At 39.3% G+C, this 22,087-nt stretch carries 19 protein-coding genes; 11 read left to right on the top strand and 8 right to left on the bottom strand.

What is annotated here, in order from left to right:
• Positions 1-200 precede the first annotated feature (200 nt).
• From cimA to H6G57_RS14410, 3 genes are all read left to right on the top strand, one after another.
• Entirely contained in the window at positions 201-1,820 is a 1,620-nt protein-coding gene (cimA, locus tag H6G57_RS14420) for a citramalate synthase (RefSeq protein ID WP_190519647.1), read from the top strand.
• A gap of 279 nt (positions 1,821-2,099) precedes the next feature.
• Positions 2,100-3,983 (top strand): biosynthetic-type acetolactate synthase large subunit, encoded by a 1,884-nt coding sequence (gene ilvB / locus H6G57_RS14415; protein WP_255528364.1) that lies wholly within the window; start codon positions 2,100-2,102, stop codon positions 3,981-3,983.
• A gap of 188 nt (positions 3,984-4,171) precedes the next feature.
• The gene (locus tag H6G57_RS14410; protein ID WP_190519643.1) at positions 4,172-4,774 is read left to right on the top strand and encodes a metal-dependent hydrolase; all 603 of its coding nucleotides are present in this window, start codon (positions 4,172-4,174) and stop codon (positions 4,772-4,774) included.
• A gap of 91 nt (positions 4,775-4,865) precedes the next feature.
• Here the strand turns inward: H6G57_RS14410 and H6G57_RS14405 are convergent, their stop codons facing one another.
• The 3 genes from H6G57_RS14405 to H6G57_RS14395 all read right to left on the bottom strand — a co-directional run bounded on the left by H6G57_RS14405 (position 4,866) and on the right by H6G57_RS14395 (position 8,609).
• Positions 4,866-5,102, bottom strand: a complete 237-nt coding sequence (locus tag H6G57_RS14405; RefSeq protein ID WP_190519641.1) for a hypothetical protein — start codon at positions 5,100-5,102, stop codon at positions 4,866-4,868.
• 243 nt (positions 5,103-5,345) lie between these two features.
• Complete coding sequence (speA, locus tag H6G57_RS14400) at positions 5,346-7,337, bottom strand: biosynthetic arginine decarboxylase (protein ID WP_190519639.1); 1,992 nt, start codon at positions 7,335-7,337, stop codon at positions 5,346-5,348.
• Between the two features lie 42 nt (positions 7,338-7,379).
• Complete coding sequence (locus H6G57_RS14395) at positions 7,380-8,609, bottom strand: RNA-guided endonuclease TnpB family protein (RefSeq protein WP_190519637.1); 1,230 nt, start codon at positions 8,607-8,609, stop codon at positions 7,380-7,382.
• Positions 8,610-8,875: 266 nt separating this feature from the next.
• Here H6G57_RS14395 and ndk point away from each other — a divergent pair, with 266 nt between their 5' ends.
• Positions 8,876-9,325 carry a nucleoside-diphosphate kinase gene (gene ndk, locus H6G57_RS14390; RefSeq protein WP_190519755.1) on the top strand — a complete coding sequence of 150 codons (450 nt, stop codon included), beginning with the start codon at positions 8,876-8,878 and terminating at the stop codon, positions 9,323-9,325.
• A gap of 46 nt (positions 9,326-9,371) precedes the next feature.
• Here the strand turns inward: ndk and H6G57_RS14385 are convergent, their stop codons facing one another.
• Positions 9,372-10,070: a DUF475 domain-containing protein gene (locus H6G57_RS14385; RefSeq protein ID WP_190519635.1), complete on the bottom strand. Its 699-nt coding sequence runs from the start codon at positions 10,068-10,070 to the stop codon at positions 9,372-9,374.
• Between the two features lie 652 nt (positions 10,071-10,722).
• On the opposite strand from H6G57_RS14385, the gene psaM reads away from it, so the two are divergent.
• Entirely contained in the window at positions 10,723-10,812 is a 90-nt protein-coding gene (gene psaM, locus H6G57_RS14380) for a photosystem I reaction center subunit XII (RefSeq protein ID WP_072720015.1), read from the top strand.
• 251 nt (positions 10,813-11,063) lie between these two features.
• The gene (locus tag H6G57_RS14375; RefSeq protein WP_190519633.1) at positions 11,064-11,501 is read left to right on the top strand and encodes a hypothetical protein; all 438 of its coding nucleotides are present in this window, start codon (positions 11,064-11,066) and stop codon (positions 11,499-11,501) included.
• A gap of 16 nt (positions 11,502-11,517) precedes the next feature.
• Here the strand turns inward: H6G57_RS14375 and H6G57_RS14370 are convergent, their stop codons facing one another.
• From H6G57_RS14370 to tilS, 4 genes are all read right to left on the bottom strand, one after another.
• Positions 11,518-14,661, bottom strand: a complete 3,144-nt coding sequence (locus tag H6G57_RS14370) for a DUF2126 domain-containing protein (RefSeq protein ID WP_190519632.1) — start codon at positions 14,659-14,661, stop codon at positions 11,518-11,520.
• 35 nt (positions 14,662-14,696) lie between these two features.
• Positions 14,697-15,296 (bottom strand): zinc ribbon domain-containing protein, encoded by a 600-nt coding sequence (locus tag H6G57_RS14365; protein ID WP_190519630.1) that lies wholly within the window; start codon positions 15,294-15,296, stop codon positions 14,697-14,699.
• A gap of 107 nt (positions 15,297-15,403) precedes the next feature.
• The gene (locus tag H6G57_RS14360) at positions 15,404-15,772 is read right to left on the bottom strand and encodes a hypothetical protein (RefSeq protein WP_190519628.1); all 369 of its coding nucleotides are present in this window, start codon (positions 15,770-15,772) and stop codon (positions 15,404-15,406) included.
• Between the two features lie 85 nt (positions 15,773-15,857).
• Positions 15,858-16,880 carry a tRNA lysidine(34) synthetase TilS gene (tilS, locus tag H6G57_RS14355; protein ID WP_190519626.1) on the bottom strand — a complete coding sequence of 341 codons (1,023 nt, stop codon included), beginning with the start codon at positions 16,878-16,880 and terminating at the stop codon, positions 15,858-15,860.
• A 61-nt stretch (positions 16,881-16,941) separates the two neighbouring features.
• Here tilS and H6G57_RS14350 point away from each other — a divergent pair, with 61 nt between their 5' ends.
• From H6G57_RS14350 to asnB, 5 genes are all read left to right on the top strand, one after another.
• Positions 16,942-17,391 (top strand): SRPBCC domain-containing protein, encoded by a 450-nt coding sequence (locus H6G57_RS14350; protein ID WP_190519624.1) that lies wholly within the window; start codon positions 16,942-16,944, stop codon positions 17,389-17,391.
• A gap of 424 nt (positions 17,392-17,815) precedes the next feature.
• On the top strand, positions 17,816-18,667 hold the full coding sequence (locus H6G57_RS14345; protein ID WP_190519622.1) for a hypothetical protein: 852 nt from the start codon (positions 17,816-17,818) through the stop codon (positions 18,665-18,667).
• A gap of 3 nt (positions 18,668-18,670) precedes the next feature.
• A complete protein-coding gene (locus H6G57_RS14340) occupies positions 18,671-19,264 on the top strand; it encodes a glycosyltransferase (protein WP_190519621.1) in 594 nt (197 codons plus the stop codon).
• Between the two features lie 48 nt (positions 19,265-19,312).
• Positions 19,313-19,978 (top strand): glycosyltransferase, encoded by a 666-nt coding sequence (locus H6G57_RS14335; protein ID WP_190519619.1) that lies wholly within the window; start codon positions 19,313-19,315, stop codon positions 19,976-19,978.
• Positions 19,979-20,167: 189 nt separating this feature from the next.
• The gene (gene asnB, locus H6G57_RS14330; protein WP_190519617.1) at positions 20,168-22,042 is read left to right on the top strand and encodes an asparagine synthase (glutamine-hydrolyzing); all 1,875 of its coding nucleotides are present in this window, start codon (positions 20,168-20,170) and stop codon (positions 22,040-22,042) included.
• The last annotated feature ends 45 nt before the right edge of the window (positions 22,043-22,087 follow it).

The raw sequence follows: 22,087 nt of genomic DNA, 5'->3' as shown, positions 1-22,087 counted from the left end.
TCAAAACTAGACTTTTAAAAGTAAAATAAGAGTGAAAAAGGAAAATATAGCTAACACATTTATAATAATGTAGCAGTCAGAGAGCAGAACGCCACAATAACAATGTGATGGAATGCTGACATCTGCATCTCGATCATTCATCGATCTCATCTGGATTTGCGGGTGATCAAAATTATTGTTAAGTGTTAATTTTACCAGCCATGACTCAACCACTTTGGATCTACGATACAACGTTAAGAGACGGCGCACAACGGGAAGGATTATCCTTATCTTTGGATGATAAATTGCGAATTGCGCGTCAATTAGATAGTTTAGGAATTCCTTTTATTGAAGGAGGATGGCCCGGTGCGAATCCTAAAGATGTTCAATTTTTTTGGAAGTTACAAGAACAACCCTTAGTGCATTCTGAAGTTGTTGCTTTTTGTTCGACTCGACGACCGAATAGCCATGCGGAAGAAGATGATAATTTAAAAGCAATTTTATCGGCGGGAACTCGCTGGATTACGTTATTTGGGAAATCGTGGGATTTGCACGTTACGGAAGGATTGCAAACGACTTTAACAGAAAACCTCGCCATGATCGAGGATACCATTAAATTTTTCCGCAGTCAAGGTAGACGGGTAATTTATGATGCAGAACACTGGTTTGATGGCTATAAAGCTAATCCGAATTATGCCCTAGAAACCTTAAAAACGGCGGCAAAAGCTGGGGCTGAATGGTTGGTTTTTTGTGATACGAATGGTGGAACGTTACCCCATGAAATTACTCAAATTGTCCGAGAAGTGATTCAAGCTTTCAACGGCTTAGAAACCCCCTTTCCTCTACAATTTGGGATTCATACTCATAATGATTCAGGAACGGCCGTTGGAAATGCGATCGCAGCCGTATTAGAAGGCGTTAATATGGTACAGGGAACCATTAACGGTTATGGCGAACGTTGTGGAAATGCAAATCTTTGTACTTTAATTCCCAATTTACAATTAAAATTAGGCTATAATTGTATTGGAGATGAAGCGATTAAAAAACTCACTGAAGTTAGTCGATTTGTCAGTGAAGTTGCTAATTTAGCCCCAGATGATCATGCGCCATTTGTGGGATTATCTGCCTTTTCTCATAAGGGAGGAATTCATGTTTCGGCGGTACAAAAAAATCCCTTAACCTATGAACATCTTCCCCCAGAAACCATTGGAAATCAACGGCGCATTGTGGTTTCAGATCAAGCGGGATTAAGTAATGTTTTAGCAAAAGCTAGAACCTTTGGGATTGATTTAGATCGCAATAATCCCACCAGCCGCAAAATTTTACAACAATTAAAGGATTTAGAAAATCAAGGCTATCAATTTGAAGCGGCGGAAGCCAGTTTTGATTTATTAATGCGAGAAGCATTAGGAACACGGAAAACCTTTTTTACTTTAAAAGGGTTTCAAGTCCATTGTGATAAATCGAGTGATGAAATTTGCCATGCTTTAGCAACGGTAAAAGTTACCATTAATGGTCAAGATATTTTAGAAGCCGCCGAGGGAAATGGCCCAGTGTCAGCCTTAGATGCTGCTTTAAGAAAAGCCTTGATGAATTTTTATCCGATGATTGCTGAATTTCAATTGCGGGATTATAAAGTTAGAATTCTTGATGGAGGTTCAGGAACATCGGCGAAAACTCGTGTTTTAGTCGAGTCGAGTAACGGTCAGCAACGGTGGACAACGGTAGGGGTTTCTACTAATATTATTGATGCGTCTTATCAAGCCGTTGTGGAAGGGCTAGAATATGGGTTACTACTGCAACAACAGGAACAATCTGTATCCGTTGTTACGGTGAGTTAATTCATTGAAGAGATAGAAAATGGGTTTCTGGGTGAGATCTATTGAGTATAATCAAATAGTGCTGAACAGAACCCATTTTTTAGAATATTTTAATTTTCTGAAATTTAATAAAAAATATAGTTTTTATTGGATAAAGTTGCTCTAATATACAAATAGAAACATCTCTATTTAAACTGGAAATGCCAAAATATTTCGACAAGAGCGGAAATTGAATTGTTATTTTAAGATTAAGACAAATTAAACAATAGCCAGCCCTAAAATGACCCTCTTGCCCAGAAATTGAATTTCTCAGCAAAATTTTTTGAATCTCAGGAGAACAAGATGAAAACTCAGCAACAAGTATCGGGAGCCTTTGCCTTAATTGATAGTCTCAAACGTCATGGCGTTAAGCATATTTTTGGCTATCCAGGGGGGGCAAATTTACCCCTTTATGATGAAATTTATCGAGCCGAACAGGCGGGAGATTTACAACATATTCTGGTGCGCCACGAACAAGGTGCCGCCCACGCCGCCGATGGTTATGCCAGAGCAACGGGTAAAGTCGGCGTTTGTTTAGCCACCTCTGGCCCCGGAGCCACAAACCTCGTCACCGGGTTAGCAACGGCCTACTTAGACTCTGTACCGATGGTGGCCATTACCGGACAAGTCCCCCGCAGTTCTTTAGGCAGTGATGCGTTTCAAGAAATTGATATTTATGGCATTACCTTACCCATCGTTAAACATTCTTATTTAGTGCGAAACCCGGCTGATATTCCTCGCATTGTAGCCGAAGCTTTTTATTTAGCAAATAGTGGCCGACCGGGGCCGATTTTAATTGATGTTCCCAAGGATGTTGGTATTGCTAAAATTGATTATCAACCCGTTGAACCCGGTCAAGTGAAACTGATTGGATATCGACCCACTATTAAAGGAAACCCTCGCCAAATTCATCAAGCGTTAAAGTTAATTCAAGAAGCAGAAAAACCCTTATTATATGTTGGTGGCGGAGCCATTACTAGCAGTTCTCATTCCGAAATTCAGGAACTTGCTGAACGGTTTCAAATTCCGGTAACAACAACTTTAATGGGAAAAGGAGCCTTTGATGAAAATCATCCGTTATCGTTAGGAATGTTGGGAATGCACGGCACAGCTTATGCCAATTTTGCCGTAACAGAATGTGATTTATTAATTGCTTTAGGAGTACGGTTTGATGACCGAGTGGCGGGTCAAGGCAATGACTTTGCGAAAAATGCTAAAGTGATTCATATTGATATTGATCCAGCCGAAGTTGGAAAAACACGCACACCCGATGTTCCCATTGTTGGAGATGTGCGTCAAGTTTTAATTGATTTGTTGCGTCATGTTCATGAATTAGGAGATAGTATTAACGCCGAAAAAACACAAGCTTGGTGTCAACATTTAAGCCAATTACGCTTAGAATATCCCTTAGAAATCCCTCACCCAGAACAAGGAATTTCCCCCCAAGAAGTGATTGTAGAAGTGTCTCGTCAAGCTCCCCATGCTTTCTATACAACGGATGTCGGACAACATCAAATGTGGTCGGCTCAATTTCTGAAAACGGGGCCGCGTCGATGGATTTCTAGTGGCGGTTTAGGCACAATGGGATATGGAATTCCGGCGGCGGTGGGTGCAAAAATGGCATTACCCCATGAACAAGTCATTTGTATTAGTGGGGATGGAAGTTTCCAAATGAATATGCAGGAATTGGGAACCATTGCTCAATATAATATTGGGCTGAAAGCGATTATTTTAAATAATGGTTGGCTGGGAATGGTACGACAGTGGCAACATTTATTTTATGATGATCGTTATGAAGCCACAAACTTAGAAAAAGGCAGTCCAAATTTTGCTAAATTAGCCGATGTTTATAATATTCGCTCTTTGAATATTTCTCGACGGGAAGAGTTAAAAGATGCCATTACTGAATTGTTAGCTTATGATGGCCCGATGTTATTAGATGTGCGGGTAACTCGGAATGAAGATTGTTTCCCAATGGTAGCTCCGGGTCACAGTAATGATGATATGATGGGTTTAAAACCTACAATTGTGGAAACCAATGGTAAGGCGTTAGGGTGTCCGAGTTGCGGAGCATTAAATCCAACACATCATAAATGTTGTTCGGAATGTGGTTCACCATTAACACCTAATTTAGTATTAGCTTAGAGGGGAAAAACCCGGTTTCTAGCTTTTGTTCATCCAGTCAACTCAAGGCTTTTATACAGAAACCGGGTTTTGTTGCAACTTTAAAAAAAATTGTCATAATAGAGTTAGTCTAGGTTAATCTCCAAAATCAAGGAATTTTAGGATTTTCAAGATGATGGTGATCAGGATCAATTCGTCTATTAGCAATTATGCCTTCTCCTTTATTTCATGCAACGGCTGGATATTTTCTCGGCAAATATTTACCTACCCATCTCATCCCCAAATCCTATCCATTTCGCCGTTTTGATCTAAATATTTTATATCCCGTTTTTATCGCAACCTGTGCGGATTTTGATTTTATCCCCCAAATGTTAACAGGAATAGAGTTTCATCGAGGAATTTCCCATAGTTTAATCTTTACCCTGGGTTTTAGTTTAATTATTAGTTGGGTTGCCAGTAAAATTTGGAAAATATCCTATCAACAATTATTCCGATTTACCTTAATTCTTTATAGTTCCCATTTAATTTTAGATTTTTTTGCAGAAGGGCGAGGAATTAAACTCTTTTTACCCTTTTTAGATCAGTTTTTTAAATCCCCAATTCTGTTGTTTCCAGGGATTCATTACTCCCTAGGATGGTTTCATCCCAGTCATCTTGTATCCCTTGCCTACGAATTACTATTAACTATTGTTTTGTATCAATTGTTGACTCAATGGCAAGCCTATAAAGCTCAAAAAGCAACTTTATCTACTGTTAAAAATAATATCCATTACCATCGAAAACTCAAATCAAAGTCAACCCTTAAAAACTAAAATTTTTAAGATTTGATTCACTACAATTTGTAATAACTAATAACGGATAACTGATGATTAATTGTTAAGAAAGTGGAAATGTTTTAATCGATTACATTTTGCCCTTCTGCATCACTTCCTGAAGATGGTGACGAACTTCTTCAGCTTGTCTCATTTCTTCTTGTTGCAACTTTTCAAACAATTGAACACAAGGCTGAGAATCCATTTCTTGGGCATCTTGCATATAGGTATTATAAATTTCAATGGCTTCTGTTTTGTTCTTCAAAACAGCCAGTAAATCATACTCCAGGTCGCTAATCACTTTGGCATTACTACTCGTCGCAACCATGCTGTTAAACTCCATGAGAGAACTTCTAACTAACCCTAACTGAACGTTCTAGGTTCATTCATCTATCTAAAAGCGGATGATTTGTAAAGTCATGAGTTTACATATCATCTAAAATCCCTAAATGTTTGCTACAAATAATTAATGGGGTAGCTCATCACTTTTTCCTATCTCCTATTCCCTATTTTATTGTCCCCTCTGTTCGGTGTTCGGTGTTCGGTGTTCCCTCCCTACTTTTTTGTGAAATTAATGTAGATAGGTATAACGCCGCAAACTGCGTTCATAGTTTTGTAATAGCAATTGAGATTCTTCTAAACTAATGCGATTATGTTCTAACGCTTGTTCAGTTTGGCGACGAATACTTTCGATTAAATCTTCTGTATCATATTGAACATAACCTAAGACTTCGTGCATGGTATCTCCTTTAATCACAGATTCAATTTGATACCCTTGGGGGGTGAGTTTAATATGAACAACATTGGTATCCCCAAATAAATTATGCAGATTTCCCATAATTTCTTGGTAAGCACCCGCTAAAAACATTCCTAAATAATAAGGTTGTTTTTGATTGGGATTTTGAGCCGAATTTGAGGGATGTTCTAAAGGATGTAATTCTAAAACATATTTGACATCGCGTAAATCAATAAATTGATCAATTTTGCCATCACTATCACAGGTTAAATCCGCTAAAGTTGCCCGTTTTGTCGGTTCTTCATCTAATCGATGAATCGGTAGAATGGGGAATAATTGATCAATAGCCCAGGTATCCGGGGCGGATTTGAAGACAGAAAGATTCACATAATAAATCGAAGCCATAATCTTTTCTAAGTCTTCCAATTCATCAGGAATATAATCGGAATTTCTAACGATTTCTAAGATTTTTCGACAACAAGCCCAATGAAGTTTTTCCGCTTTGGCGCGATCGCTTAAACTTAAATAACCAAAATTAAATAAACTAATGGCTTCTCCTTTAAATTGGGTTGCATCGTGATACGCTTCTTGATAGTTATCTTCAGTAATAGATTGATAAGTATCATCCAAATTTCTTAAAATCAGATGATCTTTTTCGGAAATAATGGGAGGTTCTCCCATCGGGATATCACTGGTTCCTAAAACATCAAAAACTAAGACCGATTGATGGGATGCGATCGCTCGTCCACTTTCACTAATTAACGTTGGAACCGCTAATTTTCGCTCCTCACAAGCTTCTTTAACCTCGGCAACCACATCATTCGCATAATTCTGCATATTATAGTTTTTAGAGGCATGGAAATTCGTTTTAGAGCCATCATAATCAACCCCTAAACCCCCCCCCACATCCAAATATTTCATGTTTGCCCCTAATTGAGCTAATTCGACATAAATTTGACTCGCTTCTTGTAGGGCATCTTTCAACACACTAATGGAAGAAATTTGAGAACCAATATGAAAATGTAATAGTTGCAAACTGTCTAACATTTCAGCTTTTTTCAGCTTTTCAACCACTTCCATAATTTCAGGAATCGTTAAGCCAAATTTAGCGCGATCGCCCGTTGATCCCCCCCAACGTCCCATACCTCTTGTACTCAATTTAGCCCGAACTCCCACAATTGGACGAATCCCTAATTGTTGACTCGCCGCCATGACTAAATCGACTTCTTCAATTTGTTCTAAAACAATAATCGCCGTTTGTCCCAGCCGTTGCGCTAAAAGGGCAGTATTAATATATTCTTGGTCTTTATAACCATTACAAATTAACAGCGAATCAGGATTTTTTAATAACGCTAAAGCAATTAATAATTCCGGCTTTGAACCCGCTTCCAAACCAAAATGATAAGGTTGACCAAACCGGACTAAATCTTCCAGTAAATGCCGTTCTTGATTACATTTAACCGGATAAACGCCGCGATAAACCCCCGGATAATTATAACGAGCGATCGCTTTAGCAAAACAAGCATTTAAGCGTTCAATTCTATCTTCGAGAATATCAGGAAACCGGATTAATAACGGTAACTCAATATTGCGACTTTTTAAAGATTCGACTAATTTTAATAAATCTAAAGAACCCCCTCGGTTAGCTTTGGGAGAAACCGTAATATGACCTGCGGCATTAATGGAAAAATAAGGATCACCCCAGCCTTGAATGCGATAGAGTTTTTCACTATCTTCAATTGTCCAGGTTTTTTGAGGTTTTCCGTTGGGGGAGTCCGTCGAAACCTCTTGGGTTTGTGTTGTGGGGGTAAGTGCGTTGACGTCCATATTTTCTATCCTTGCCGTTGAGCAACCATCAGACAGTGTGAACTACCCACACTTCTCTACGAGTAAGTGTGAGCTTCCAACTTCGACGGGGATAGCATCTGATAGAACAGAAGTTTTATCAGACGACTTACATCCCCTCAGATTGGCAGTGTCGCTAGTTCCTAACGACAAAATCCGCAAGGCTTCATTCTTGATATTGATGGAAGCATTTATATCTCGATCGTGGGTGGTTTGACAATGTTCGCAAGTCCAAACTCTAATATCAAGCGGTAAGCTCCCCACTTGATTTAGACAGACATTACAAGTTTTAGAAGAAGGGAAAAATCGATTAACTTCGATATAGGTTTTCCCTTCTTTTTCGGCTTTATATTTCAACATTGTACAGAACATTGCCCAGCCACAATCGCTAATCGCCTTAGCTAATTTATGATTTCTCACCAGATTCTTAACCCCTAGATCTTCTACAGCAAGTACAGACGTGCCATGGCACGTCTCTACGTTTTCGTTCACTATCTTGCGGGATAGTTTGTGTAGAAAATCTTCTCGACAGCGAGAGATTTTAGCGTGGACTTTGGCTATTTTTAATCTTGCCTTTTGTCTGTTATTACTTCCTTTCTGTTTTCGAGACAGTTTTTGTTGTTTTCGTTTTAAATTATGCTCATGTTTAGTAAAATATTTAGGATTACTATATTTTGAACCCTCGCTTGTAATTGCCAAGTGAGTTAACCCTAAATCAATTCCAATTGCTTTTCCATTAGTTGATATCGTAGGTTGCTCTTTTCCGTCATCAACTAAGACAGAAGCATAATATTTTCCATCAGAATTCTGAGAAACAGTAACGGTTTTGATTGTTCCTTCATAAGGACGATGGCGACGACAATAAATCAACCCAATTTTACCCGGTAACTTCAGGTAATCCCCTTCAAATTTAACGTTTTGGGGATAACTAATTGATTGCCTGCCATGTTTGGATTTGAATCGAGGCAATCTTGCCCGTTTGTCAAAGAAGTTTTTGTAAGCTGTGGATAAATTAAGAGCGACGACTTGCAAACATTGAGAATAGGCATCTGTTAGCCAAGGGTATTCCTTTTTCAGTTGAGGTAATAATCCTTGAAGGGCTCCTTTTGATAACCCTTTCCCTGTAGTTTTGTAGGTTTCTTGGCATAAGTTTAGGGCGTAATTCCAATACCATCGGCAACAGCCAAAGCTCTTGGCTAAGGAGATCTGTTGCTCTGGAGTTGGAATTATGCGGTATTTGTACGCCTGAAACATTATCGCTTTTAAAACTCTTTGAGAAATTTTAACACATTGTTGTTGATTTTGTCGGGATTGACAAGCGCAAAATCAACTTGGGGAAGTCCGTGTATCTCACCCTAATTTCTAGTATTTTTTGGGCGGGCGTGAAATTCAGCGTGGGACTTACCGCTCCCCCAAACCCCCTCTTCAGTTAACGGGTTAAGTTAAGAATGACTAGCAATCTGTCACCTGGGATACGGTAATCTAAATTGTGAACTTTAATGACAACTAAGGAGATTCCCTTGGAACGGACATTTCTTGCGATTAAACCCGATGGCGTTCAGCGTGGACTCGTGGGGGAAATTATTCGGCGTTTTGAAACCAAAGGGTTTACCCTAGTGGGGCTGAAACTGCTCATCCCCTCTCAGGAATTAGCAGAAAAACACTATGCAGTCCACAAAGAAAGACCCTTTTTCTATAGTTTAGTGTCTTTTATTACTTCTGGCCCGATTGTGGCAATGGTCTGGGAAGGAGATGGTGTGGTGGCGTCTGCGCGTAAAATCATCGGTGCTACGAATCCGTTAAACGCTGAACCCGGAACCATTCGGGGAGATTTTGGGATCAATATTGGTCGCAATATTATTCATGGTTCTGATGCCCTTGAAACCGCACAAAACGAAATCAGCTTATGGTTTAGTGATGCCGAATTAGCCAATTGGGAACCCACGATTAAACCTTGGTTAGTTGAGTAATTTTTAAGGTGTTAGCGGTTAACAATTGATGGTTAACCGTTAACGATTAAGAATTACTGGGAGAATCAGTCACTCGTTGGGAAAATCCCCAAGCAAATAAACTTAAGGTAAGGATAACCATTAACCATTCCGGTGGGACTAACGCTGGATCAATTACTCGTAGTAATAATCGTAATCCCACTAAACCAACCGTTAAATATCCGGCCGTTTCTAAATAGACATATTCTTTTAACCACTGAATAAATAAACTTGCCATAAATCGCAGAATAATAATCCCTACCGTTGCCCCCGTAATCACTAACCACGCTCGATCTGAAATAGCGATCGCAGCCGTCACACTATCGAGGGAAAAGGCTAAATCTGTAATCGCAATCAAGGGTAAAACTTGCCAAAATGATTTATAACGAACAGCCTCTTCAGATTCATTTTCCTGAGTTTTATTGGTAAAATATCGAAAAACTAACCAAAGTAAATATAACGCTCCTAATAGCTCAAACTGCCAATACTTAATTACCCAAGTAGCCGTAAGAATCAAAATAATCCGTAAAATAAAGGCTAAAAGTAACCCAATATTTAGAGCTTTATTTTGAAGCTTGCTATCTTCTAAACCACAGGAAATAGAAGCTAAAGCAATGGCATTATCCGCAGACAATACGGCTTCTAGGGCAACTAAAATAGGCAATAATACAAGAAGATTTAACTCTAAATTCCGAGAAAATTCAAAAACGTGATCAAGGTCTAACATTAACGATTGATGATTCCTAATAGTGTCCTAATTTCAAATTATAGAGGATAAAGGATTGACACTCCGCACTCTTCCCCCGACACCCCCCGTTTGTCCCCGCTTGTCCCCGCACTCTTCCGTCATACCCCGCCCCCCTGTTCTTGGCTTTTTCAACTTTTTGTTACAATGCTCTTCCCAAAATGCCCAAATTAGTTGACATTGGTGAACGATTATCTCAATTTGTCAGCACCCCGCTCTAAAGAGACGGGGCTATGCGCGGAGCGCAGGCTTCGCCAACATGCCTCTAACTTTGGATAGTTGACCAGCTATAGTCTTAATTGACTACGTTATCGGCAAGTGTTCAAGAACCCACCAATAGATGCGTAGCTAGTCTGTTGCTCTGGAACTTAAAAGTTAAACAGTTTTACGAGGGGTAAAACAGTGCTTTTGAGATAGTTACCGACCGATAACATTGGCGAAGCTAACATTACCCTAGTAATAGGAGTGGGAGAAATCCCAAAAAAACCGGGAATCGCCAAATCAAAAAATTTGTGTCGGTTCCCAATCCAATATTCACGGGGAATAAATTCCCCTGAGTCGTGTTTCCTCTGTTGTCTAAAGAGGCGCTCGTTTACACACTCCCATCCTACTTTTATGAAGGAGCTATTCAAAAATGACAGATACTCAGGTGTTTATTGCCCTGGTTATTGCCTTGATTCCTGGAATTTTAGCCTTCCGTTTGGCTACAGAACTGTATAAATAGAAATTTGGAACTTACTGGTGAGAATTCACTGGTAACGGGTCACTTCCTCAAGCTGTCTCGACAGAAAATGTTAAGAGTGCAGACAATCACTATCCCAATGGGATAGAGTATTGGGTGTTAACTCGGTCAAACTGTCGAGACGGTTTTTTTATGGGAATCCGAATTCAAGGTTAATTCTGAAGCCGTTTTCGGGAAACCTAAAATTTACTTCGACCGTTGCTGATCTCAATTGTTACCCGAATCAAAAGATCATGTCTGCGACTCGACCTATTCCCCAAACAATTCCATCCGCTTCTCCCTTTCGTCGTCCCCGTACCCGTCGAATTTCTCAGCAACGACGCACCCAGAACCGACGCCTATTGACGGTGGAAACAACCGTTAAGTTAGGGGTAAATTTAATTTTATCGGCTTTTTCGATATCAGCCTTAATTCAGATGTTGCCGCACCATCGTTCAGTCTCGGAAAAAGTTCAGGATATTCGGGCTGAGGTGAAAATGACCGAAGAACGAGTGGCCAAAGAAAGGGAGGAATTCAGTCGCTATTTTGATCCTCAGCAAACTCAAAGTATTATGCAGGAACAAGGCAACCGAATTGATCCGAGTCAAAAGCCGATTATTTGGATAGAACCCAGCCCCAAAGAAGCCGCAGAAGTGCCGGATGATTCTACAACTTATGCAGGTTTAGAATAGCAATCAGGGGAATTAATCAAGACATTTGACGCAAATCTAAGGTTAAGGGATATTCAGGATTAAGATGTAAAGGGGGAATTTTCATCAATCCTGATGTATGCCCCATTTCCATAAATCGTTCTAACATTCGGCCTTCCGCTTCTCGATGATTAACGGGGAATTGTTGATAGATTTTCCCGTCGGGAGGGTTAACAAAATAAGTACAGCCCCCAATAGAACGCTCTGCCCAAGTATCAACAATATCAAAAATTAAAGGATTATGGGGATCAAGATCGGGATGTAAAATTGAGGCATATCGTCGCGCTCGAAATCGCACCGCTCCCACATATTCCCCTAGATTTCCAGTAGATTTTAACGGAATCGGACGACCTTGGCAAGTGACAATATATCGAGTCGAATAACTGTCAAAATTGGGGGAATTTCCTAACGCATTCGTTAATTTTACTTGTAGTCTTTCCATAGAAGAATCAACATAACGGGCTGTATTTCCCGATGCGGTTTCTTCTCCTAAAACGTGCCAAGGTTCAATGGCATGACGTAGTTCTAGTTCAATGCCTTCTTTCGTAATTTCTCCATAACGGGGAAACCGGAATTCAAAAAATGGGGCAAACCAATCAAAATCAAAATCATAACCAATAATTTGTAAATCCCTTAAAATCGCTTTTAAATCTTCTCCTAAATAATAGGGTAACATAAATCGATCATGTAGAGTGGTTCCCCAACGAATTAACGGATAATGATAGGGTTTTTCCCAAAACCAACTCACTAACGCCCGAATTAATAACAATTGTAATAAGCTCATTCGGGGGTGAGGAGGCATGGCAAAGGCTCGAAATTCTAATAATCCTAATTGATTTCTATGATTTTCAACAGGGTACAATTTATCAATACAAAAAGCGGAACGGTGGGTATTTCCTGTAATATCAATTAATAAATTTCTTAATAATCTATCAACTAATTCAGGAGGAACATTTGCCGGATAATTTAACTTTTGAAACGCAATTTCTAAATCATATAAACTCTCATGTCTGGCTTCATCCACCCTCGGCGATTGACTGGTTGGCCCAACAAACAAATCAGCGAATAAAAACGTTAAACAGGGGTGATTTTGCCAATAAGTAATTAAACTTCTTAATAAATCAGGACGGCGTAATAAGGGACTATCATAAACCGTTTTTCCGCCAATAGTAACATGAGCGCCACCCCCCGTTGGAATCCGTCGTCCATCTAAGAGATATTTTTCCGTTCCTAAACGGCATAATCTCGCTTCTTCATATAACGTTGTGGTAATTTCAACTAATTCTTTCCAATCAGAAGCCGGATGAATATTAACTTCAATCACGCCGGGGTCTGGAGTAATTTGAAACCCAATAATCCCGCTATTGGTTGGGGGTGTATATCCTTCTAAAATGACGGGATATTGAACCTGGGCGGCTGTATTTTCAATCGTGGCGACTAAATCTACAAAACTGCGCGCCGAGCTTACAGGAGGTAAAAAAACGTGAATTTTTCCCTGTCTTGCTTCTACACTTAAAGCCACACGAATTGAATTAATGGGAGATTCTAAAGGTTCAGAACTGGGAAGAATTGGAGAATGAGTTAAGGGGAGAACCGCTTCTTGTTCAAGTTCATCTGCGTGCCAATTTAAAGAGCTTAAAGGTAAGCGAAATCCAATGGGAGAATCCCCGGTTAACAGTTCAATTTTATTGGAGTTAGACAACCGCCAACGACAACTACTCCAGTGAATCGCATCATTTTTAACAAGGGCTAAAATCGGTAAAGTATATCCAGCAATAATATTAGAATTAGGTTCATAAGCCTGAATAATACACTCTGATTTTACGCCTAAATTTTTAACTAAAGCTTCAATAAACGTTAAAACATCTTGTTGAATATAACCATAATCTTGATCCTCTTGGGCATAAAGTTCGGGATTTCGCCATAAGGGAATTCCATCTTTTCGCCAATAACACCCTAACGCCCAACGGGGTAACACTTCCCCCGGATACCATTTCCCTAATCCATAATGAAGTAATCCCCCCTTTTGAGTAAATTTATCTTGTAAACGGGTGAGCAATTGTCCAGCCAGTTGACGTTTTTCTGCTCCGAGTGCTGCAATTCGCCATTGGGGAGATTCAAAATCATCAATAGAAACAAAAGTCGGTTCTCCTCCCATCGTTAAACCGACATTTAAACGCTGTAAATCAACTTCAACTTTTTCCCCTAAATCATTAATATTTTGCCATTGTTCTTCTGTATAAGGTTTTGTCACCCTAGGAATTTCATGATAACGAGAAACCGTTACCGAAAAGTCTAATTTTGACTCCGCAGGTTCAAAAGTTCCGTAAACCGGACGAGCTTCTAAGGGGTCAGCAACACAAACTAACGGAATATGACCTTCTGCGGCCATTAAACCCGATGTCGGGTCAAATCCCAGCCAACCCGCACCGGGTAAATAAACCTCCGCCCAAGCGTGTAAATCGGCATTATCCTTCGACGGTCCACTAGGGCCATCCACAGGGGGAATATCATTACTGAGTTGAATTAAATATCCCGAAACAAATCGCGCCGCCAATCCATAATGGCGTAAAATTTGTACGAATAACCAAGCGGTATCTCGACAGGAACCGATTTTTTTCTCTAGGGTTTCTTCACAAGTCTGAATTCCCGGTTCAAATCTAACTTTATATTCAATTAATTCTGCTAATTTTCGATTCAAATCTAGTAAGAAATCAAGGGTATAAATATTATTTTTATGATTAATTTTAACCCATTGATTCAGTAATTCTCCTGATTCCCGAATTTCTAAAAAAGGAATTAATTCTTGAGCCAGACGAGGCTCATATTGAAAGGGATAGTTTGAAGCGTCGGGTTCAATAAAAAAATTGAAGGGATTAATAGGTTGAATTTTAGCTATTAAATCCACTTCAATTTTTAAAGAATCAGTGCTTTGAGGAAAGTTAACTCTAGCCAAAAAATTTCCATCATGATCTTGTAACCATGTCAGTTGATGGTCTGAGGGGGCAATTTTGAGGGAATAACTCAAAATCGGTGTCCGACAATGGGGAGAGGGGCGCAACCCAACCGTATGAGGCCCTAGAATAACAGAACGTTCAAACTGATAGGAAATCTGGTGGTTTAAACTAACTTTAATAGACATTTTCAAGTATTAACTGTTGATAGCTGACGGATGACTTATAACTGATGTCCACAACTCGAACAAAATCGGTCTTCGGGTTTGACCGATGCTCCACATTGACTACAAAAATTCTGTTTATTCGGTGCAGATGCTCCCATTCGCAGTTCCATATTCCCCATTCGCATTTCCATCGGGTTCATGCTCATTTGCATATCTCCCATTTTTAGGTTCATGGGTTCTAGGGGTTTCATCGGTTCCATCGGACTCATGGTCATCGGAGTCATCGGCTCCATCGAACTCATGGGTTCCATGGGTTTCATCACTTCTATTCCTGGCATCGGGGACACAGGTAAACTGGTGACTTCATGGACAGGTAGTTGTTCAGAGTTGTTCATCGAGGGGGTTCCACTGATGACACTGACACTACTGCCTTGAATTTGTAAGGTTTTTTCCCCTTGCTCGGATAGGATTTTGAGCATCATACCATAAGGAGTTTGGAACACCTGGGGAGGTGAACTCCAAACTCCTGTGGCAAAACTGCTACTCGCTTGTTGCTGTTGTCCTGGACTACTACTAATCAAGGTGATAACGGTTTGCACACCCTGGTTTTCTAAATATACTCTTTGACCCGCCCCTAGTTCGCATACATACGCCATAGGAAGGCTCCTTTGTCAAGTTATTGTTCTACTGTGCATTGTAGGGTTGTGTTTTGCAAAGGAGCAAGGTTCTTAACAATTGTATTAGAAATGACTCAAGCCAAATATTATTCTTTATAGATGTATTCTTCACCATCACAAACTCGTCCTTGGTTGGTTACAGATTCAGTGCCATCATCAAAGATAGCTCGAAAGTTATAGTTACACTCTTCTGAGCCATTATTGATCTTGACAGTTCTACTCTCCGAAGGGTTAAGAACATCAGCGCCAAGAACCTCATTTTCCAGATTTGGTGCATCGGTAGGAACGACAAACAATAACTTGATCCCTTTATCAGTCCCATTGACCAATTTAATCGTTACAAGCCCCGGTTGTGCGGTCGCTTTTGAAGATATTAAGCTAATTCCTGGGCTAAATACGGCCGTTGCTAGTAACAACATAGAAAGGAATTTATTTTTCCCAAACTGGCTAATCATTACGGATTCCTCACCCAAAACTAGAGTTCGTATAGAAGTATATTTACCTTGACGAATAATTTTGTCAAGAGGGAGAAATTTAAGTTTAATTAAAGCTCAAAGTAAAAACGATCCAATCCCCATCTACAAGGGCAATTATCCCCCCTGGAAACGGGTCTGTTTGGCTACGGTTGGGGGCTGAAATTAAAGCGTTTAATTTTTCAATTTGTTCAAAGTTAGGAGTTGTTGACATAACCTGTTGTAAAATTTTTCGACTGACTCGACGTTGTAAAGCTTCATGGGTTTGACGTAAGATCAATCGATTGATTTTTAAGGGTTTTTGACTTTCTTTTTCAAAGACTACAATCTGTTGAAAAAGGGTTTCTGTTAATGAGTCTAAATAGTCAACTTCTGCTCGTAATAATTCGGCTGTTTGGGCAAGATGGGATTCAACTTTAGGATTAAAATAGTTTTGTAAATACGGTAACAGTTCTTGACGAATTCGGTTGCGCGCATAATGTAAATCTTCGTTGGTAGTATCAACCCAAATGTTTAAGTGATGTTCTTGACAAAACTGCCCGGTTTGTTCACGAGAAATCTCTAATAAGGGACGAACTAACTGAATAGAAGCCGTTAAATCTGGCTTAAGAATAGGAGATTCTAAGTGTAAAGAACGTTGCCAAGTTAAAGCTTGTAAACCATCAGAACCACTACCCCGGATTAAATTATAAAGTAGGGTTTCCGCGCGATCGCTTTTTGTATGACCTGTAACAATGATTTGATAATCATGTTCTTCGGCCATTTCAGCCAAAACTTGATAACGCCATTGCCTTGCCGTTGCCTCACTATTAGGAATTTCCGTCGCCACCCCTCGATAAAACGGTAGTTGCCAAGACTCGGCCAGGTGTGCGATATAGTCCCCATTAGCGCTGGAGTCAGACCGCCAACGATGGTCACAATGGACAATGGCAATTTGCCACTTCCACTTCGGTTGTAAATCTAATAATAATTTGATTAAACATAAGGAATCTTGCCCCCCGGATACTGCCACTAATAACCGTTGAGATGCAGGTAACAATTGACGAGTTCGCAGGGTACGATGCAGTTGACTATGTAATAAAGTCCACATTTTATAGCTGACTAAAAATAGGTTAATCTAGGATGAGGACAAATTGAGTTGATCAATCTCTATGACTCGTTTATATACAGAAATTAAAATAGAAGCTGCCAAGCGAAAAGTTTGGTATGCTTTATGTCAAAAACAATATTGGTGTCAGTGGAATACATTTTTATGGGATCGAAATCCCAATCAACCGTTTATTTTAAACCAAGAAGTCACCTTAGCGGTACGTGGGTGTCCTCATGAAGAAGAAACCGTGTTTCAACCGTTAGTCCAGGTGTTACAACCGGAAATTTGCTTAAGTTGGACAGCAGAAATTCCAGGGTTTCGCAACCAAACTTTATTTGAACTACAAGAAATCGGTATGGGTCGCACAAAATATATTCATCATCAGGAGTTTTCTGGATGGTTAACCCGCGTGTTTTTACCGTTTATTCAAGAGGATGAAAAACGAGGCATGGAACGAATGGCCTATGAGTTAAAAGAGTATGTAGAAGGACGGGGAACTAGAAATCATTAATGGGACAGTGAACGATCAATCTTGATAATCCCTATCAACTGAGAGTCGAAAAAACAGATTTTCAGACAATCTCACGTCCGTATCTTTACAAAATCTTTACAAAAAAAGCCTCTGATTGTATTAATTCTTTACAAAAACTGGGTGACTTTAAAGGAGGATAGAGGCTAAGATGAACACCTGAGTTGGATAGTACCCGTACCTTGATCTTTCAAAGATAATGGAAACCCAGAGAAAAATACTTCTAAAATTGGACTTGTTTTTTCTGAATCTTTTAAGACTATTACTAACTCCAGAGGTTTTACAATATCTACAATAACTATTAAATACCCGCTATCGATTGTCTTTAAATCAAAATAAAGCAGTTAGATACAATGGGTATATGATTTAGTAGAGTTAATATCACCGGACTTAGAAACATTGATCTATGGTGACTTCAAAAAATCTAACCCAACCCATCTGGGCTGATGCTCATGTTCATATTTATGACTGCTATGACCTAGAACAATTTTTGAATGCGGCACTCAAAAATTTTAATACTACGGCTCAAAACTCTGGGTATTCCCAAGCAGAAACAGCCCTTTTGTTTTTAACGGAAACCAGTAAAGATCATTATTTCCAGAAACTCATTCAATCCATTCAGTCTGATGGAAATTCTAACCTGATGCTGAAGGATTGGAGCTTTTTGGGAACCCAAGAAAACTGTTCTGTTTATGCTAAACATTCAACGGGACAAGGTATTTTTATTTTTGCAGGTCGTCAAGTTGTTACCGTTGAAGATCTCGAAGTTCTTGCCCTATTAACGGCGGAGGAATTTTCGGATCGTTTACCAATTGAAACTACAATTCAACAGGTGGTTTCTAAGGGCAGTATTCCCCTTATTCCTTGGGGTTTTGGTAAATGGATGGGAGAACGAGGTACGATTATTAGCCGTTTATTAGAACAAAAAGAATCCTTGCCTTTGTTCCTCGGTGATAACGGAGGTCGTCCTACATTTTGGAGTCAACCTGTTTATTTTAAACAAGCAAAAGAGCGAGGATTAAAAATTTTACCCGGAACTGATCCCCTCCCCTTTGCTTCTGAATCTTGGCGACCTGGAAGTTTTGGATTTGCCATTCAAGGTACGATTGATTTTAACAAACCCGCCCAAAGTATTAAGGAAATTTTATTAGATCCTAATACTCAACTGCAATGCTATGGAACATTGGAAACTCCCTTACGTTTTATTCGCAATCAAATTGCGATGCAACTGGTTAAACGGATGAGAAAAAAAGGATAAATTATGAAAGCTTTAGTCATTGCTCCTCAACCTTTTTATACCCCGCGTGGAACTCCTTTTAGCGTATATTACCGCACGCTAATTACAGCCGAATTAGGAGTTGATATTGATTTACTGACCTATGGCGAAGGTCAAGACGTAGACATTCCCAAGGTTCGGATTATTAGAATTCCCAGTTTTCCGATGTTTGGAAATGTTAAAATCGGCCCTTCAAAACTGAAGTTATTTTTAGATATTTTCATTACCCTGTGGACAATTGCTTTACTCGTTAAAAATCGGTATGATTTTGTTCACGCCCATGAGGAAGCAATCTTTATTTGTACACTGTTTAAACCTTTGTTTAAATTCCGCCTAATTTATGATATGCACTCTAGTCTTCCTGAACAATTAACGAATTTTAGATTTACCACATCTCAATGGTTAATTGATTTATTTAAAGCGATGGAAGATGCTTGTTTACACACCTCTGATGCCACCATTACCATTTGTCCAAGTTTATATGATTATGCTTTAGGGGTGATAGGGGATAAACAAAAAGTTTTCTTAATAGAAAATTCGATTTTTGATGAAGTTAAAGTTGCTCCAAAAGCCTCTTAAATTTAATTCATTGATTCCTTAATCGTAATTACCAGGAGATTTTCCCCCATGACCCAATCAGAGATTAATAAAACCGTAAGCGTTTCGCCAGAACTTTTCCAGAAACATTTAGTGATTTATGCAGGAACCTTAGAATCTTATCAAGGAATTGATTTATTATTAGAAGCCTTTGTTTTCGTCGCTAAAGCTGATCCCGAAGCATTTTTATTAATTGTTGGAGGCAGTCCTGAACAAACAGAATTATTCTCCAATTTAGCAACAGAACTGGGAATTAATCAACAGTGTTTATTTACAGGTCGGGTTGAACAATCTTTAGCCCAAAATTATGCCAATCAAGCTAAAGTTCAAGTTTCACCCCGTCGCAGTGGTACGAATACCCCCTTAAAAGTCTATCAACAATTAGCCAGTGGGGTTCCTTTAGTAGCCACTCGCATTTATTCTCATACTCAAGTTTTAAATGATTATGTCGCCTTCTTAGTTGAACCCGAACCTGAAGATTTAGGACGAGGAATTCTTGAAGCTTTAACCAATGAAGCAGAAGCTCAACAAAAAGCTAGAAATGCTCAAATTCTTTATCAAGAAAAATATTCTCGTGAAGTTTATACCAAAAAAATGATTAATTTATTGGAGTTTGTCACCCAAACTTCGATTAAAAAAACAGAAGATTCTAACAGTTTAGAAATGTCCTCGGTTCAAGGTTTAAACTTAAAATAGAGTTAAACTAAAATCGGGTTTTTGAGAATCAGGTTATGAGATGATTCAGAAGCCCGGTTTTGGGGAATTGGAAAACTTGCCGAATCCATTTATTTTAATTAAAATAGAGCAAACTTAGGGGGAAATCATTAACCCTAAGTGCAGAGTCCTTTCATTGTTAATACAGATTCCGTTAGGGGATTAAAATCGATGTGTGGAATAACAGGTGTCGCGGCTTTCAAGGGTTCACCTCACCCCACCCTAGAACAGTTAAAAACCATGTGTGATAGTATTTTCCATCGGGGGCCGGATCAAGATGGAATGCACGTTCAAGACGGGGTTGCATTAGGAATGCGGCGGTTGTCAATCATCGATTTAAGTGGCGGACGACAACCGATTTTTAATCAAGATTGCACCATTTTAACGGTTTTCAATGGAGAAATTTATAACTTCCGTGAACTGCGGAGCAAACTTGAATCCAAGGGTTATACTTTTGCCACAAAAACCGATACAGAAGTGATTGTTTATGCCTATGAAGAATATGGAATTGAGTTTCCTAAATATCTGAATGGAATGTTTGCCATTGCCCTTCATGATACTGTTAAGAAAAAGCTGTATTTAGTTCGAGATCATTTAGGAATTAAACCCCTTTATTATGCGTTTAATCAAAACGATTTAGTTTGGGGATCAGAAATTAAAGCGATTTTAGCCAGTGGACGGGTTGAAAAAACCTTAGATTTGGATGCTTTAGGGGAATATTTGGCTTGGGAATATGTACCCGGAAAAGCCACCTTATTTAAGGAAATTCGGCAATTAGAACCCGGACAACTGTTAGAAATTGACTTAGAAAATCCCCGATGTGAACCGCAAACGTATTGGGATATTCCCACGACCGAAGAAATAGAATTATCCGATGAAGAATGGGCGGATAAAGTTGAAGCACAACTAAGAAAATCGGTGACAATGCAACTGGTGAGTGATGTTCCTTTGGGTGCATTTCTTTCTGGCGGTGTTGATTCTTCCCTAACGGTGGCGTTAATGGGGAAAGCCCAAACCTATAGTATTGGGTTTGATGATCCCTCCTATAATGAGTTGCAATGGTCGGAAAAAGTGGCGGCTTATTTAGGGGTTGAACATATCAACGAAGTAATTAAACCCAATGTAGTCGAATTATTTGAACATTTAATGTATTTTCTTGATGATCCCATCGGGGATTTTTCCATTTTTCCCACTTATTTAGTGTCTCGGTTAGCACGTCAATATGTAACAGTTTCTTTAAGTGGAGATGGCGGCGATGAATTGTTTGGCGGATATGAAACCTATTTAGCCGATGAAAAAGCCCGACAATATCAAAAAATTCCAGTGATTTTCCGTCAAAATTTAATCGAACCTTTAATTAAATCTCTGCGTCCTCAACCCCAGAAAAAAGGGTTAGTCAATAAAGCCAAACGATTTATTGAAGGGTTAGAAAATCCTGTGGATTTATCCCATGCTCGGTGGCGAATTTTTGCCGGAGATACGGTGCGATCACAATTATTTACGGCTGAAGCCAATCAAGAATTAGTCACACCTTCCGCCGCTCATATTATTGATTTATTCAATAAAGCAGGCGATCGCCAACCGCAAAATCGCAGTATGTATGTAGATGTCAAAAGCTATTTAAGCGATGACATTTTAGTGAAAGTGGATCGAATGTCGATGGCGGTTTCTTTGGAGTCACGAGTGCCCTATCTTGACCCCGATTTAGTGGAATTAGCCTTCCAAATTCCTGAAGGCTTAAAAGTCACCCCTGGGGAAACCAAAGTTCTGTTAAAATCCGTTGCCGCCCGTCACGTTCCCGCAGAATGTGTGTATCGTCCCAAGGAAGGATTTAGTATTCCGATTAAAAATTGGTTGTGTAATGAATTCCGGCCGTTAATGGAAGAATTATTGAGTGATCAAGCCATTCGAGAACAAGGTATTTTCCAAGTTAATACCATTAAACGACTGAAACAGGAACATCTAGCAGGAACAGCAAACCATAGCCATATTTTATGGTCATTAATTGTGTTTCAAAGTTGGTATAAACGCTGGTTTAAAAACTAATTTCAGCCTTGATTTCGTTCAATCTTAATTATAAACCCTCTATTA

Origin of the sequence: Planktothrix sp. FACHB-1365 (assembly GCF_014697575.1) — a bacterium.
Taxonomy (GTDB): Bacteria; Cyanobacteriota; Cyanobacteriia; order Cyanobacteriales; family Microcoleaceae; genus Planktothrix.
Note: the sequence above shows the minus strand (reverse complement) of the source record. Positions and strands in the feature narration are given on the sequence as shown.

Coding starts and splice junctions, on each gene's coding strand:
- H6G57_RS14375 (WP_190519633.1), top strand. CDS start 11,064: ATGTCTGCGACTCGACCTATTCCCCAAACAATTCCATCCGCTTCTCCC.
- speA (WP_190519639.1), bottom strand. CDS start 7,337: ATGGACGTCAACGCACTTACCCCCACAACACAAACCCAAGAGGTTTCG.
- H6G57_RS14350 (WP_190519624.1), top strand. CDS start 16,942: ATGACTCGTTTATATACAGAAATTAAAATAGAAGCTGCCAAGCGAAAA.
- H6G57_RS14345 (WP_190519622.1), top strand. CDS start 17,816: ATGGTGACTTCAAAAAATCTAACCCAACCCATCTGGGCTGATGCTCAT.
- tilS (WP_190519626.1), bottom strand. CDS start 16,880: ATGTGGACTTTATTACATAGTCAACTGCATCGTACCCTGCGAACTCGT.
- H6G57_RS14395 (WP_190519637.1), bottom strand. CDS start 8,609: ATGTTTCAGGCGTACAAATACCGCATAATTCCAACTCCAGAGCAACAG.
- cimA (WP_190519647.1), top strand. CDS start 201: ATGACTCAACCACTTTGGATCTACGATACAACGTTAAGAGACGGCGCA.
- H6G57_RS14370 (WP_190519632.1), bottom strand. CDS start 14,661: ATGTCTATTAAAGTTAGTTTAAACCACCAGATTTCCTATCAGTTTGAA.
- H6G57_RS14365 (WP_190519630.1), bottom strand. CDS start 15,296: ATGGCGTATGTATGCGAACTAGGGGCGGGTCAAAGAGTATATTTAGAA.
- asnB (WP_190519617.1), top strand. CDS start 20,168: ATGTGTGGAATAACAGGTGTCGCGGCTTTCAAGGGTTCACCTCACCCC.
- H6G57_RS14335 (WP_190519619.1), top strand. CDS start 19,313: ATGACCCAATCAGAGATTAATAAAACCGTAAGCGTTTCGCCAGAACTT.
- H6G57_RS14340 (WP_190519621.1), top strand. CDS start 18,671: ATGAAAGCTTTAGTCATTGCTCCTCAACCTTTTTATACCCCGCGTGGA.
- H6G57_RS14410 (WP_190519643.1), top strand. CDS start 4,172: ATGCCTTCTCCTTTATTTCATGCAACGGCTGGATATTTTCTCGGCAAA.
- psaM (WP_072720015.1), top strand. CDS start 10,723: ATGACAGATACTCAGGTGTTTATTGCCCTGGTTATTGCCTTGATTCCT.
- H6G57_RS14385 (WP_190519635.1), bottom strand. CDS start 10,070: ATGTTAGACCTTGATCACGTTTTTGAATTTTCTCGGAATTTAGAGTTA.
- H6G57_RS14360 (WP_190519628.1), bottom strand. CDS start 15,772: ATGATTAGCCAGTTTGGGAAAAATAAATTCCTTTCTATGTTGTTACTA.
- H6G57_RS14405 (WP_190519641.1), bottom strand. CDS start 5,102: ATGGTTGCGACGAGTAGTAATGCCAAAGTGATTAGCGACCTGGAGTAT.